Below are 14,622 nucleotides of genomic sequence, written 5' to 3'. Positions count from 1 at the left end.
ATGACCGTTTTTGTCATTCGCCGATTGCTGCAAGCAATGCTTGTTGTCTTCCTGATGTCGGTGATTGTCTTTTTTGGCGTCAACATCGTTGGTGACCCGGTCTACATGCTGGTAAGCCCCGACGCGGATCAGGCTGACATCGAAGCGGCCATTCGACGGCTTGGATTGGATCGGCCTATTTGGGAACAGTACTGGTTGTTCCTCAAAGGTGCGGCACAGGGTGACCTCGGCGATAGCTTCGTCTTCGGTGAGCCCGCGCTCAAACTGATCCTGCACCATATGCCTGCCACGATGGAACTGGCCTTCAGTGCACTCTTTCTTGCCATCGTGATCGGAATTCCATTGGGGCTTTATGCCGGGCTCTATCCCGACAGCCCGCTTTCCAAAGGCGTTATGGCTGGCTCGATTCTCGGTTTCTCGCTGCCGACCTTCTGGGTCGGACTAATGCTCATCATGCTGTTTGCCGTAGAACTTAGATGGGTCCCTGCGACAGGTCGTGGCGACATCGGCTCGTTTCTTGGGATTCACAGCAGCCTTTTTACGCTCGATGGGTTGAGCCACATCTTCCTGCCTGCTCTCAACCTGGCACTTCTTAAGATTTCGCTGGCAATCCGTCTCACCCGAGCGGGTGTCAGGGAAGCGATGGGACAGGATTACGTTAAATATGCCCGGGCCAAAGGGCTTTCGACCCGACGCATCATTCTGGTGCATGTAATGAAGAACATTATGATCCCGGTAGTGACCGTCATGGGCCTCGAATTCGGCAGTTTGATCGGGTTCTCGGTGGTGACTGAATCAATCTTCGCGTGGCCGGGAATGGGCAAACTGCTGATCGACGCAATACTGCAATTGGATCGGCCTGTCGTCGTCGCCTATCTGATGATCATCGTACTGTTCTTCGTGCTGATCAATCTGATCGTCGACATACTTTACTCGATCCTCGATCCGAGGGTTCGTTTGCAGGATCAGGGCGCATGACCGACACCGTCACAGATCATTCGCTGACCACCGCCAAATCCCCTAAGGTCGAGACGCCGTTCCAGCGATTTCGGGCCGAGTTCTTCGAAAGCAGGATCGCGACAGCGGCGCTCGGCATATTCCTGATCATCGTTCTTTTGGCCATCCTGGCACCCTGGATCACACCGCAGAACCCCTACGATCTTGGTCAGGTCAGCGTCATGGATGGGCGCTTGCCGCCAGGTTCCGAAGCCTTCGACGGATATACAATGTGGCTCGGCTCGGACGGGTCTGGGCGCGATCTCTACTCGGCAATTCTCTATGGTTTGCGTATCTCTCTGACCGTTGGGCTTGCATCTGGAGTGATTGCCCTTCTGATCGGTATGGCGATCGGTCTGGTCGCGGCCTACGCTGGTGGCCGGACCGAAGCGTTCATTATGCGCATCGTGGATCTTCAACTTTCGTTCCCGGCATCGCTGGTTGCGCTGATGATGGTTGCGGCACTTGGTAAGGGTGTCGACAAGATCATTCTTGCCCTCGTAATTGCCCAATGGGCCTACTACGCCCGCACGGTGCGCGCGACCGCGCTTGTCGAGCGTGGAAAGGAATATGTTGAAGCCGCACAATGTCTCGGCATTTCGCGTTCGCGGATCGTCTTTCGGCATATTCTCCCGAATTGCATGGCGCCTCTGATTGTCGTTGGCACGGTACAAACCGCCAGTGCGATCTCATTGGAAGCGACGCTTTCGTTCCTTGGCGTAGGACTTCCACAGACTGAGCCGTCGATCGGGGTGCTGATCGCAAATGGATTCGAATACATGCTTTCAGGACGCTACTGGATTTCCGTTTTTCCCGGCGTCGCGCTGTTAATGACGGTGGTGTCCATCAACCTTGTTGGCGACCATTTGCGCGATGTTCTGAACCCGAGGTTGAAGAGATGACTGAAGTACTCGAAGTCAGCGGGCTGAAGACCCACTTCTTCACGCACGCGGGTGTGGTCAAGGCCGTAGATGGTGTGGATTTCACCGTCTCCAAGGGCGAGGTAATGGGTCTGGTGGGTGAGTCCGGGTCGGGCAAGTCGATCACCGGGTTTTCCATCCTTGGGCTGATCGAACCTCCCGGGCGCATCGTCGATGGGTCAATCCGTTTTAATGGTGACGAGATCGCGAACGCACCGGAAGAGCGACTCAAGACCTTGCGTGGCAACCGAATCTCGATGATCTTTCAGGATCCGATGATGACGCTCAACCCGGTCCTGCGCGTCGATACGCAGATGATCGAGGCCATTCTCGCCCATGAAAACGTAAGCCGCCAAACCGCCTGGGAAAGAAGCCGTGATGCGCTTGGTTTGGTTGGCATCCCATCGCCGGAAGAGCGATTGCAAGCCTATCCGCATCAGCTTTCCGGTGGGATGCGGCAGCGCGTGGCGATTGCGACAGCCTTCTTGAACCAGCCGGACCTCATTATTGCCGACGAGCCGACGACAGCGCTCGACGTGACAATTCAGGCGCAGATCATCCACGAGGCACAGAAGCTGACGAAACGCACGGGAACTGCGATGATCTGGATCACGCATGACCTTGCCGTTGTGGCAGGGCTCGCGGACCGGATTTCGGTGATGTACGCAGGACGGATCGTTGAGCAAGGCGGTATCGACGATGTTATCGACCGTCCGTTGCATCCCTATACGGTCGGGCTTCTCGGATCGGTTCCGACGGCGAACCGGCGTGGGCAGCGTTTGTTCCAGATCGAAGGGATGACGCCAAACATGCTCGCCCTGCCTGAAGGATGCGCCTTTGGACCGCGTTGTCAGGCCCTAACGGCAGCGTGTTCCAAGCGCCCCCCGATTAAGGACGTGGATGGCCGCAGCCTTCGCTGTTTCAATCCGCAACGCACCAAGGAGACGACGCTTTGACTGAGCCGCTCGTTGAAATCCGAGGCGTTTCGAAGCGCTTCACCAAACGTTTGGACGTCGCGGGGAAAATCGCACAGCGACTTGGCGCAAACATCCGGGAAGAAACGGTCCATGCTGTCGATAACGTGAACCTGTCGATTCAAAAGGGTGAGGTTCTGGGATTGGTCGGCGAATCCGGCTGCGGCAAGTCCACTTTGGGACGTGTTGTTGCCGGCATTCACCCTGCAAGTGACGGACAGATGTTCTACGGAGGCAAAGATGTTGCGACGTTGAACGGCACCGACAAACGCGCGGCGACCCTCGCAATTCAGATGATCTTCCAGGACCCCTTTGCCAGCCTAAATCCGCGAATGCGCGTCGAAGATATCATCGGCGAAGCACCGCGTATGCATGGGATCGTCAGCAAAGCAGAGAGTGCGGAATACGTGGACGACGTGATGCGCAAGGTCGGCCTCGACCCGTCGCTCAAGCGGCGTTACGCGCATCAGTTTTCCGGCGGTCAGAGGCAACGGATTGGAATTGCACGTGCGCTCGCCGTGAAGCCGAAGTTCCTTGTCTGCGACGAAGCCATCGCTGCGCTGGACGTGTCGATCCAGGCGCAGGTTATCAACTTGTTCATGGATCTGCGCGAAGAGCTGGGCCTGACCTATCTGTTCATCAGCCATGACCTGAGCGTCGTCGAACACATCGCCGACCGCGTGGCGATCATGTATCTGGGCCGCATTGTCGAGAGCGCATCGACTGAGGAAATTTTTTCGGACCCGCGCCATCCCTACACGAAAGCGCTGCTTGCAGAGGCTCCGCGCCTTGATCAGCGCCGGCGTGATTTTGCCCCGATTGAGGGGGAAATTCCGTCGCCGCTAGATCCGCCATCTGGATGTACCTTCCACCCGCGTTGCCCCGTGGCGACCGCTGAGTGCCGCACCACTGTTCCTGAACTGAAAGCGGGGCGCGGCGGGCGCGAAACGGCTTGCCTGCTGGAACACGCCGAAACCGTTTGAACGAGAAGCTGGAGAGCCCCTTGAAAAACGCCGATCCGATCTGGGACCACGTCGACCGCCATCGTGATGATTTTATCGCCTTGTCAGATCGAGTCTTTGACACGCCCGAGACGCTTTATGCCGAGTACAAGTCCGTCGCCGAACATGTGCAGATGTTACGCGCTCAGGGGTTCAAGATAACAGAGAACGCAGCTGGCATTCCTACGGCCGTGATTGGCGAAGCAGGAGACGAGGGTCCGGTGATTGCCATCCTCGGTGAGTTCGATGCGCTGCCATATCTGAGCCAGGCGCCGGGTGTGGCTGAACATCAGCCGCTTGAAGAGGGCGGCAACGGGCATGGGTGTGGTCACAATCTGTTAGGGGCCGCCGCACTCTTGGCCGCGACGGCGGTGAAAGACTGGCTGGCCGAAAACGGCATCAAGGGCCGTGTGCGATACTATGGCTGCCCCGCTGAAGAAGGGGGCGCGGCCAAGACATACATGGTGCGTGAAGGACTGTTCGATGATGTCGACGCAGCCATCTCGTGGCATCCAGCGACCTTCACAGGCGTGAATGAGGCCAGATCGCTCGCAAACACCCGGATCGATTTCACTTTTCATGGAAAAGCTGCCCATGCGGCGGGTGCACCGGAATTGGGTAGGTCGGCGCTTGATGCGGTTGAACTGATGAACATCGGTGTAAATTACCTGCGCGAGCACATGCCCGACAGCGCCCGGGTGCACTACGCCTATCTCGATGCAGGTGGTGTTGCGCCGAACGTGGTGCAGGCCAAGGCCACGGTGCGCCAGCTCGTCCGCGCCAGTTCGCTACCCGACCTCGCCGATCTGGTTACGCGTGTCAGAAAGATCGCAGATGGTGCGGCGCTGATGACCGGAACGCAGGTCACAAGTCAGGTCTTTTCCGGCGTTTCAAACCTGCTTGGAAACCGTCCTTTGGAAGAAACCATGCAGCACGAGCTAGAGAAACTCGGACCCGTCGCCTTTGACGAGTCAGACCTCAGCTTTGCCCGTGAGATTCAGACTACATTGACCACGGCTGACATCAACACGACCTTCAAGCGGATCGGAGCTAAGCCCAGAAAGGATCTCGCACTCTGCGACTTCATCGCACCTCTTGATCGCCACAGCGATGGTGGCGAAGGCTCAACAGATGTCGGGGATGTGAGTTGGGCTGTTCCGACGGTTCAGGCTCGGGTCGCGACCTGCGCAATTGGAACGCCATTTCATACCTGGCAAACAGTTGCACAAGGCAAGGCACCCGCAGCGCACAAAGGCATGATCTACGCCGCAAAGGCAATGGCCGCGACAGCCTGTCGACTGGTTGAGGACCCGTCACGCATCGATGCTGCGCGCGCGACGCATCAAGACCATCTGGGCGAAACGCCGTACACATGTCCGATCCCTGCAGACGTGCGCCCACCTGTCTGAGGGAAAGTGAACATGACCCGCGCTGCTGCCATAGACAACGTCGCCGAATATTTTGACAGCGGTCGATTTGCAACCGATCTTAGCGAACTGGTTGCCCATGAGACGGAGAGCCAGACACCAGAGAAAGCGGCGGAACTTCCGCGCTATCTTGAAGAAGCCCTCGTTCCGCGCCTGCACAGTCTTGGGTTCTCCTGTGCAATACACCCGAACCCTGTGCCAGATGCAGGTCCTATCCTTGTCGCTGAACGCATCGAGGACGACACAGGCCCAACGATCCTGTCCTATGGGCATGGCGACGTGATCCGCGCCCAAACCGATCAGTGGCGCAACGGGCTTTACCCGTTTCGTCTTGTGGATGAGGGCGATCGCCTCTTCGGACGCGGTACCGCTGACAACAAGGGACAACACCTCATCAACTTGGCTGCGTTGAGCTCCGTCATCGACGCTCGTGGATCACTCGGCTTCAACATTCGAATCCTTATTGAAATGGGTGAGGAGATGGGGTCGCCGGGGCTGTCGGAGTTTTGCGCCACGCACAAAGAAAACCTTGCCGCGGATGTCCTGATCGCATCGGACGGACCACGCCTTCAGTCAGACACGCCGACGATGTTCATGGGTGCACGGGGCGGCAATTCGTTCGACCTCATCGTTGACCTTCGAGACGGCGCGCATCATTCCGGTAACTGGGGCGGTTTGCTTGCCGACCCCGCGATGATCCTTGCGCAAGCCCTCTCGACGATCACCGATGTGAGGGGCCAAATCCAAATACCAGAGTGGCGGCCGACCAGCCTAACCGAAGACATCCGGCATACCCTGCGCAATTTGCCGGTAGGCGGAGATGGCGGTCCGAAGATTGACGAAGACTGGGGCGAAGAAAGTCTGACACCGGCCGAACGGGTCTTTGGCTGGAACAGCTTTGCGATCCTCGCAATGAAAAGCGGTGTCCCCGAAGAGCCGGTTAACGCGATCTCGGGATATGCCAAGGCCGCCTGTCAGCTCCGCTTCGTTGTTGGCACCGATCAAGCCGGTATCCTGTCGGCCCTTCGTCGCCACCTTGATGCAAGAGGATTTCAGATCGTTAAGATCAAACCTCACGACCGCGGATTTTTCGATGCGACGCGGACATCGCCGGAGCATTCTTGGGTGTCGTTTGTCGCGCGTTCGCTGGAAGAAACGTCTGGAAAGCGGCCACATATTCTGCCAAATCTCGCCGGTTCCCTGCCCAATGAGGTCTTTTCCGATGTGCTCGGCCTCCCAACGATTTGGGTGCCTCATTCCTATCGTGGCTGTTCACAGCACGCGCCAAACGAACACGTGTTGAAGTCGGTGTCGCGTGATGCATTGCGGGCAATGGCCGGTCTTTTCTGGGATATTGGTGACCTTGCCAGGCCACTCTGACCGCGCGCCACAAAGGCTTTCATCCATACCTGGATCGGGCGGGTATCGCACTCCCGACTTTAACTGACCGCTTTGCGGACAAAACCGACTTTTGTAGCCACGACTATTGCTCATACTGAAAGTGCTTGCATCCGCAGCGGTAGATTTTTCGGTCGAACAATGATTTCCGGTTTGCGGCCATTCTACTGGGCCAATCCAGCCCGAGTTCAAGCTATCCTTTCGGTGTAATCAGCGTTGAAAATTGAACGCCAGCGAAGCGGGCTCCCAAAAAGAGAAAACGAAATTCCGTTTTTGAATTTTTGTAACTTGCACGATTAGCAAAAACGACATCGGGTCGCTGGCAGGAAAGATAAAATGAGGAAACAGGTTTGACTAGTTCCCAGTCCATTGAGCACTTCTCATGCACGAACGTCGAATACCAGAATGGCTTCGCCATGCGCCAGCACCCAGCGTGCGGGGATTCGCCATTCTGGCGGGAACGGAGGCGATTGCCAGGGGTATTTTGATCTCTGTCTTTCCGGTAGCGATGTACAACGCGCTGAAGGATGCGCGATTTGTATCCGAAATTTATTTCGCCATTGGCGCGGTATCACTCTTGATCGGTCTTCTGGTTCCCTACCTGATCCGGTTTGTCCCACGGAGATGGGTCTATGTGTTCGGCACTCTTTCGTACGTCGCGGGTGCGGTTGTGACGACCGTTGCGACCCCTGCTGCCGTTATTGCGGGGCTCGCACTCACGACTTTCGCCGTTGTGACGACATTTGTGTGCTTCAACGCCTATGTACTCGACCATGTTGCCAGGATTGAACTGGGACGTTTTGAGACATCGCGGCTTTTTTACAGTGCGCTGGGTTGGACGGCTGGGCCTGCACTTGGCGCGATATTGTACGAATGGTGGCGACCAGCGCCGTTCCTGATTGCAGCCGGTGCGGCGATTGTCATGCTGCTCATCTTTCTTGTTATGCGCCTCGGAAACGGCAGGCTCATCACCAGAAGCCAAAGCGCTCCCGCAAATCCGTTCGCCTATTTCGGGAGGTTTTTTGCGCAACCGCGATTGGTTGCCGGATGGGTATTCGCGGTCGTTCGTTCCTGTGGGTGGTGGATTTATGTCGTATACCTGCCCATCTATGCGGTTCAGAACGGGCTAGGCAGCCAGCTTGGAGGGATTGCTTTATCGATTTCCAATGCCGCCCTGTTTTGCACCCCACTGATGCTTCGTTTCATGCAGCGCAGTTCGGTACGCGCAGCAGTCAGAACCGGATTCCTCATGTCCGGGCTGCTGTTTCTTTTTGCTGGAGTTCCATTCGGAATCCCTGAAGTCACAATCGCATTCTTAATGATGGGCTCGATTTTCCTGATCTTGCTCGATGTTTCCGCTGGTTTGCCGTTCCTTCTCGCAGTCAAACCTTCCGAACGAACTGAGATGTCAGCAATATACGCGAGCTTTCGCGACGTTTCGGGTATTATTACACCTGGTGCCGCCTGGCTGGTTCTTCTCGCTGCACCGCTCTCTGGCGTGTTCGCTGCGGGTGGCGCAGGTTTGCTTTGGACGTGGGTTCTGGCTCGTAAGCTGCACCCCCGGTTGGGCCAGACACGCATATCTATCGAAAGTACTTCAAAGGAAGCTGGCAAAGTTGCTTCTGATATGGTGAGCCTGCCAAACTTAGTCCATGAGAAATCAGTCGCCAGTCGCTTACCGACTGATACATAATAGAAGCCAGCCATTGAGTGACCAAAGCAACTCAGGCGTCAGTACCGTGCAGCTTCTAGGATTTAGCAGAGACGTTGGACTACAAGAAATGCCATTTCAGCGAATGTGTTAAAGGCAAGCTTAACTCTTTCGACTCTGTTTCCTACACGAAAGGAACCGTTAGCCTTGTAGTCTCGGACTCTTAATCAAACGAGTACGGAAATCATCACCGAAACGTCGGGCCATGCGCCCAGACCGTCAACGAATACCGATCACCATTCTCAACCGGTGTCACCTGATGCAACAAGAAGCTGGGAAAGATGGTCGCGCTGCCCTGATGTCGGCTGGCCGTTACAGCATAAGCGCCCGGCATTATCTCCAAGTCTCCGCCGTCGTACATTCCGGGTTTGCTGAGTTGAACCACCAGCGACAGCTTTCTTTTTCGGGCAACAGGCCCGTCGCCGATATCGGAATGCCACGCAAAATGACCACCATCTGATGCTTTATAGCAGGCAATCTGCGGACTTTCGGCGAACTCGCTCAGATCAAAGCCAAACTTGTCGGTGTTGGAGCGACGGACAACATTGATCAGGCGTGACATCACCCAATCAGAGCCTTCGACGTCGTCCAGCCAGGTCACATCCGCTCTGCGCAGATTATGATCCTTGTTTTGCCCGACAAGCAGAGCCTCGTTCGCCGGGGCTTTTTGTGATGCAGCAACAATCTGCTCACATTCCCGCGCGGTAAATGCACCGGGAATCGAATGAACTTCCAGCATTCTGTACACCATTTTTGATTGGAACTGGATTTTGCCAAAACGCACAGATGGCGCTACGCTGTTTTCGACCTAAGAGGCTGAAAGCGACGTAATTTTTCTACAATCTCAATTGTTTTGGGTCCAGGAATCCGGATTTGGAATTCACCCTAGACGTTCTCGGATCCCAAACGGTATACGATGTGCGGCTATCGCCTGCTATTGGACCTTTCAGCGAGTTGCCGAGGTTTATTCCACGCTGGCTTAAGGTCATTGCGATGGCGCGTACCGTGATGGTCGCCCGGGAGAAAAGCGGACATTCGGCTGTTCCGCAGCATAAGACAGATTGGGCTCGGAGCAACCGTTCGCCGCAACCCTTAAACACGACTACTTCGCGGACAACCTTGCCATCCGCTTCATTTTTCTCATTGTCTGCTAGTGGCGTACGACCGACATCTACGCTTTCCCCGAAAAAGGGGATGGTTATTCTGCTGCCATTTGGTGCAAAGAAGGACGTCTTCGCTCCTACTGACGGATTTGCAACGTGTTGAAGCTCATCAAGAATGCGCGCCTCTATTCACCTGAACCTGTTGGTTTGGGCCATATTCTCACTGCGGGTGAACGCATCATTTACCTCGGCAGCAATAAACCCGAATTGCCTGTCCAGCTTCAGGCAGAGATCATTGACGTCGAAGGCGCAGCGGTTGTTCCGGGTTTTATTGATGGGCATGCGCATATAACTGGCGGTGGCGGTGAAACCGGACCAGCCAGTCGGGTGCCGCCGCTTGTCCTGTCCTCTTTCACGCGTGCCGGTGTCACTTCAGTCGTTGGAGTATTGGGCACGGACGATCTGACCCGCAACACGCAGACGCTGGTGCAACAGGCCTATGGGTTGCGCGAAGAAGGACTTTCAGCCTGGTGTCACACCGGTGGCTATCACGTCCCACTGACCACCCTCACCGGTTCAGCCCGTGGAGACATTGTGTTCCTTGATCCGGTCATCGGTGTTGGGGAACTGGCGATCAGTGATCACCGGTCGAGCCAACCGACATTGGACGAGTTTCTGCGGATCGCAAGCGAAGCGCATGTCGCAGGCCTGATGACTGGCAAGGCGGGGATTGTGCATTGCCATATGGGAGATGGCGAGCGAGGGCTGTCAATGTTGGAACAAGCTATCGCGACCTGCGAAATCCCCGCACGCGTCTTCAATCCAACCCATGTCAATCGCAACAAACCACTCTTCGAACAGGCCGTGGCGCTAGCACGGCACGGATGTTACATCGACGCTACCGCATTCCCCTGCGGACATGTCGAGCCGGGCATCTCTGCTACTGAGGCCTACATTCAGTTTCGCGATTTGGGCGGTCACGCCGACCGGTTCACCATCAGCTCTGACGGTGGTGGCTGCCTGCCCGCCTTTGACCATGAAGGCAATCTGACACGGTTTGGTGTGGGTTTGTCGGACACTTTGCCGGACACGCTGCGCGAACTCACCAACAGAGGAGTACCAATGCCCGAAGCGCTGGCTCCGCTGACCTCAAATGTCGCCGACCTGCTGAAGCTGCACCAAAAAGGTCGTCTGAACGTGGGTATGGACGCTGATTTGGTCGTTCTTGACGAAAACACTGCCGTGCGGCATGTGATGGCCCGGGGGGAATGGCATGTACGCGACGGCCAGATAGCCCGACGCGGCATGTATGAACAGGTTTGAGCGTCCGCGCGGTCCCCGGTGGCTGCCCGCTATAGCACCGGAAGGTAGTTAAGATATGTGCCCTGCACCCGTTGATGCAGAAACCCCGCGCGGGTTCATCATTCCGATCGGCGGCGGTGAAGACCGCGTAAAGGAAATGCAGATTCACCGAAAGTTCGTAGAACTGTCCGGCGGTGCCGACGCTGATATCGTCGTAATCCCGACAGCCTCGATGCTGGAAGAAACCGGACCGGACTATAACCGCATCTTTTCCGAGCTTGGTGCAGGCAAGGTTGAATTCCTGCCTATCTCGCGCCGCGCCGATTGCGACAACCCGGATTACGCGGGGATGCTGGATCGTGCTACCGGAATTTTTATGACCGGTGGGAACCAGTTGCGCCTGTCAGCGATTCTTGGAGGCACGCTGGTCGCCCAGAAAATCCGGCGCCGAAACGCGGCAGGGGTGCCGGTTGCAGGAACATCGGCCGGTGCTTCGATCATGTCCGAGCATATGGTAGCAGGTGGCAGCAGCAACTCTGGTCCAGCCGAAGGTAACATCACGCTGGCTCCCGGTATGGGTCTGACCAACGCCGTCATCATTGATCAGCACTTCACCCAACGCAACCGCCTGGGTCGATTGCTAACCGCTTCATCTTTTAACCCTTTTCTAATCGGATTGGGCGTTGACGAAGACACGGCGGCCTTCATTGGGCCCGATAACGTCTTTGAAGTAATCGGCAGCGGAACGGTTACCGTGGTGGATGCCAGCCATTTGACCCATTCTTCGATGTGGGATGCCCGTCGCGGCGAAGCACTCAGCCTTCTTGGACTTCGGCTTGACGTTCTGGGTGAAGGGTGCCGTTATGATCTGACGGCTCGCCAGGCTTTTCCGCCAGATGAGCATATGGCGTTCTGCACATTGCCGGATCTGTCCGAGGATGAGGCCGCCAACGGGGGGAAACAATAAGCTAACCAACGGGGAGCCTCATGAAAATAATCTCGACCAATATCTTTGTCGGCCCGAATGTCTGGGCAAGTTTTCCGGTCATTCGCCACGTCATTGATCTGGGCGTTCTGGAAGATTGGCCTTCGGCCAAAATTGGTTCCGAGTTTATTGATGCATTGACCCAGGCCCTTCCCGGTCTGGCGGAACATGGCTGTTCCTACCGCGAACCCGGTGGTTTCATCCGCCGATTGCGCGAAGATGAAGGCACTTGGCTTGGTCATGTTTTGGAACATTGTGCCATCGAAGTGCAGAACGTGGCCGGTTCGGATGTAACCTTTGGCCGCACGCGCGGCACAGGCGAACCCGGCCAATACAACATGGTTTACGAATACCGCCAGCGCGATGTTGGTCTGGACGCAGGCAAGCTTGCAATGCGGCTGCTGATGCATCTATTGCCGCAATCCCTCAAGGAACAGGTGGACTACGACTTCGACCCGGAATTCAACTGGGATGACGAGTTGCGTAGCTTTGTGCTGCGGGCGCAGCGCAAGGAGTTTGGTCCCTCAACCGGCTCATTGGTTAAGGCCGCGCAAGAGCGTGACATCCCTTGGATCAGGCTGAATTCTGGGTCACTGGTTCAGTTCGGGCACGGTAAATACCAGAAACGCATTCAGGCAACCATAACCTCTGAGACCAAGCATATCTCGGTCGAGATTTCCTGCGACAAGGAAGACACCCACAATCTGCTGAACGATCTGGGCCTGCCTGTGCCGCAGCAACGCATGATCTATTCCGCGCGTGAAGCCGTGCGCGCCGCCGCGCGGATCGGGCACCCGGTGGTGGTCAAACCGCTCGATGCCAATCATGGGCGTGGTGTTTCGATCAACCTGAACTCGGATGAAGAGGTCGAGGCAGGCTTTGCCGAAGCCAAGGAACATTCCCGCAGCCGCGCCATTCTGGTGGAAAGCTTCATCACCGGGTTCGATCACCGGATGCTGGTGGTGAACAACAAGCTGGTCGCTGTAGCCAAGCGCGTGCCGGGCCATGTGGTGGGCGATGGCACGCACACGATTGCCGAACTGGTCGATATCGTGAACGAGGATCCGCGCCGTGGCATCGGGCATGAAAAAGTGCTGACCATGCTGGAGATCGACAATCAGGCCAACCGCCTGATGGAAAATGCGGGCGTGACGGAAGAAACTGTGCTGCCTGACGGCGAGGTCTTCTATCTGCGATCAACCGCGAACCTGTCGACTGGCGGCACGGCCATAGATCTGACGGATGTGGTGCACCCTGACAACCGTGACATGGCCGAGCGTGCCATCATGGCCGTCGGGCTGGATGTGGGCGGCGTCGATTTCCTGATCGACGACATCACCAAATCCTACAAGGATATCGGCGGCGCGATTGTCGAGGTGAACGCCGCCCCTGGTTTCCGGATGCACGTGGCACCGTCCGAAGGTCAGCCGCGCGACGTGGCGGGCAAAGTGATCGACATGCTGTTTCCGGCCACCGAGGAAACCCGCATTCCCATCGCGGCAATCACCGGAACCAACGGCAAGACGACCACTTCAAGGATGCTGGGGCACATCATGAAAACCAGCGGCAAGACCGTTGGCATGACCTCGACCGATGGCGTTTATGTTGACGGCAAGCTGAGCGTGAAGGGCGACATGACGGGACCTAAGTCGGCACAGATCGTTCTGCGCGACCCGGCTGTCGATTTTGCGGTGATGGAAACCGCACGCGGCGGACTTGTGCGCTCGGGTCTGGGCTATCAGCGCTCGAACGTAGCGGCCTGCCTGAACGTCTCGGCAGATCATCTGGGTCTTGGCGGCATCAACACGGTTGAGGAACTGGCCGTTGTCAAACGCGTGGTGGTGGAAAGCGCCACCGACACGGCAGTTCTGAATGCCGATGACATCAACTGTTTGAAAATGGCCGACTATGCCGGTGCAGATCAGATCTTTTATGTCACCACCAATCCGGGGCACAGCCTGGTCAAGGAACATATCAAGGCAGGCGGCAAGGCAATTGTGCTTGAAAAGGGCATGAATGGTGACATGCTGACCATTTATGACAACGGTCTTCATATCCCGGTGCTGTGGTCGCATCTGATCCCGGCGGCATTGGAAGGCAAGGCCATTTTCAACGTCCAGAACGCGATGTTCGCCGCCGCGATGGCCTATAGTTTCGGAGTGGATCTGGACAATATCCGCCATGGGCTGCGCACCTTCGACACCAGCTATTTCCAGGCACCCGGGCGGATGAATGTCTATGACGAGCATCCCTTCAAGGTGATCCTCGACTATGGCCACAACCCTGCCGCGCTCAAGGCGATGGCGGCTCTGGCCGATCAGTTGGAGGTCAAGGGCCGAAGGCTGTGCGTTGTTGCGATGCCCGGCGACCGGCGCGATGAGGATATCATCGACGGGGCCGCCGCATTGGCCGGGCATTTTGATCATTTCATCTGCAAGGCAGATGACCGCCGCCGGGGCCGTGGACACGACGAAGTACCGCAAATGATGCGGCAGGCCCTGATCGACAACGGCGTCGATGATGCCGCGATCACGATCATCCCGGATGAGGTCGAAGCGGTGACTGCAGCGTTGGAACGGGCCGCACCGGGCGATCTGCTGGTGATTTTCGGTGATGACACAACGCGCTGCTGGAAGCAGATCATCTATTTCAACTCCGATAGCGAAGCGCCGGTCACAGAGGCTGCGCCGGTGGCAAGCCCCATCGACACCTCGTTCGAGGACATGTTCGAAAGCGACCAGAACCTGATCCGGGATGCGCGCGGCGTGCGCCTAGCCCGCGACATCAGCGAAGACGCGGATTAAG

The 14,622-nt window shown here is 56.8% G+C and carries 11 protein-coding genes; 10 read left to right on the top strand and 1 reads right to left on the bottom strand.

The genetic code is table 11. From position 1 onward, the window contains the following. The 7 genes from ACR0B7_RS09805 to ACR0B7_RS09775 all read left to right on the top strand — a co-directional run bounded on the left by ACR0B7_RS09805 (nt 1) and on the right by ACR0B7_RS09775 (nt 8,409). Complete coding sequence (locus ACR0B7_RS09805) at nt 1–978, top strand: ABC transporter permease (RefSeq protein WP_170482633.1); 978 nt, start codon at nt 1–3, stop codon at nt 976–978. Next, nucleotides 975–1,898: an ABC transporter permease gene (locus tag ACR0B7_RS09800; protein WP_170387150.1), complete on the top strand. Its 924-nt coding sequence runs from the start codon at nt 975–977 to the stop codon at nt 1,896–1,898. The genes ACR0B7_RS09805 and ACR0B7_RS09800 overlap by 4 nt, the downstream gene beginning before the upstream one ends. Then, the gene (locus tag ACR0B7_RS09795) at nt 1,895–2,872 is read left to right on the top strand and encodes an ABC transporter ATP-binding protein (protein WP_170387152.1); all 978 of its coding nucleotides are present in this window, start codon (nt 1,895–1,897) and stop codon (nt 2,870–2,872) included. Before ACR0B7_RS09800 ends, ACR0B7_RS09795 begins: the two co-directional genes overlap by 4 nt. Then, the gene (locus tag ACR0B7_RS09790) at nt 2,869–3,873 is read left to right on the top strand and encodes an ABC transporter ATP-binding protein (protein WP_170387154.1); all 1,005 of its coding nucleotides are present in this window, start codon (nt 2,869–2,871) and stop codon (nt 3,871–3,873) included. Before ACR0B7_RS09795 ends, ACR0B7_RS09790 begins: the two co-directional genes overlap by 4 nt. 20 nt (nt 3,874–3,893) lie before the next feature. Then, nucleotides 3,894–5,300 carry an amidohydrolase gene (locus tag ACR0B7_RS09785; RefSeq protein ID WP_170387156.1) on the top strand — a complete coding sequence of 469 codons (1,407 nt, stop codon included), beginning with the start codon at nt 3,894–3,896 and terminating at the stop codon, nt 5,298–5,300. 12 nt (nt 5,301–5,312) lie between these two features. Next, the gene (locus ACR0B7_RS09780) at nt 5,313–6,698 is read left to right on the top strand and encodes a M20 family metallopeptidase (RefSeq protein ID WP_170387158.1); all 1,386 of its coding nucleotides are present in this window, start codon (nt 5,313–5,315) and stop codon (nt 6,696–6,698) included. 400 nt (nt 6,699–7,098) lie between these two features. Further along, on the top strand, nt 7,099–8,409 hold the full coding sequence (locus ACR0B7_RS09775) for an MFS transporter (RefSeq protein ID WP_170387160.1): 1,311 nt from the start codon (nt 7,099–7,101) through the stop codon (nt 8,407–8,409). A 205-nt stretch (nt 8,410–8,614) separates the two neighbouring features. On the opposite strand, the gene ACR0B7_RS09770 is transcribed toward ACR0B7_RS09775, so the two are convergent. Then, nucleotides 8,615–9,166 carry a 2OG-Fe(II) oxygenase gene (locus ACR0B7_RS09770; RefSeq protein ID WP_170387162.1) on the bottom strand — a complete coding sequence of 184 codons (552 nt, stop codon included), beginning with the start codon at nt 9,164–9,166 and terminating at the stop codon, nt 8,615–8,617. A 520-nt stretch (nt 9,167–9,686) separates the two neighbouring features. On the opposite strand from ACR0B7_RS09770, the gene iadA reads away from it, so the two are divergent. Genes iadA through cphA form a run of 3 tightly spaced genes read left to right on the top strand, consistent with a single transcriptional unit; the run spans nt 9,687 to nt 14,621 of the window. Continuing rightward, nucleotides 9,687–10,853: a beta-aspartyl-peptidase gene (gene iadA / locus ACR0B7_RS09765; RefSeq protein ID WP_170387164.1), complete on the top strand. Its 1,167-nt coding sequence runs from the start codon at nt 9,687–9,689 to the stop codon at nt 10,851–10,853. Nucleotides 10,854–10,908: 55 nt separating this feature from the next. Beyond that, complete coding sequence (locus ACR0B7_RS09760; RefSeq protein ID WP_170387166.1) at nt 10,909–11,799, top strand: cyanophycinase; 891 nt, start codon at nt 10,909–10,911, stop codon at nt 11,797–11,799. A gap of 20 nt (nt 11,800–11,819) precedes the next feature. Continuing rightward, on the top strand, nt 11,820–14,621 hold the full coding sequence (gene cphA / locus ACR0B7_RS09755; protein WP_170576727.1) for a cyanophycin synthetase: 2,802 nt from the start codon (nt 11,820–11,822) through the stop codon (nt 14,619–14,621). Nucleotide 14,622: the final 1 nt, after the last annotated feature.

Source organism: Ruegeria sp. BB6, assembly GCF_056539385.1.
This window is presented reverse-complemented; position numbering and strand designations above follow the sequence as displayed.

Bases quoted from the DNA above. Each gene is read 5' to 3' on its own strand.
- ACR0B7_RS09805 (WP_170482633.1), top strand. From the start codon at position 1: ATGACCGTTTTTGTCATTCGCCGATTGCTGCAAGCAATGCTTGTTGTC.
- ACR0B7_RS09800 (WP_170387150.1), top strand. From the start codon at position 975: ATGACCGACACCGTCACAGATCATTCGCTGACCACCGCCAAATCCCCT.
- ACR0B7_RS09795 (WP_170387152.1), top strand. From the start codon at position 1,895: ATGACTGAAGTACTCGAAGTCAGCGGGCTGAAGACCCACTTCTTCACG.
- ACR0B7_RS09780 (WP_170387158.1), top strand. From the start codon at position 5,313: ATGACCCGCGCTGCTGCCATAGACAACGTCGCCGAATATTTTGACAGC.
- ACR0B7_RS09775 (WP_170387160.1), top strand. From the start codon at position 7,099: ATGCACGAACGTCGAATACCAGAATGGCTTCGCCATGCGCCAGCACCC.
- ACR0B7_RS09770 (WP_170387162.1), bottom strand. From the start codon at position 9,166: ATGCTGGAAGTTCATTCGATTCCCGGTGCATTTACCGCGCGGGAATGT.
- ACR0B7_RS09760 (WP_170387166.1), top strand. From the start codon at position 10,909: ATGTGCCCTGCACCCGTTGATGCAGAAACCCCGCGCGGGTTCATCATT.
- cphA (WP_170576727.1), top strand. From the start codon at position 11,820: ATGAAAATAATCTCGACCAATATCTTTGTCGGCCCGAATGTCTGGGCA.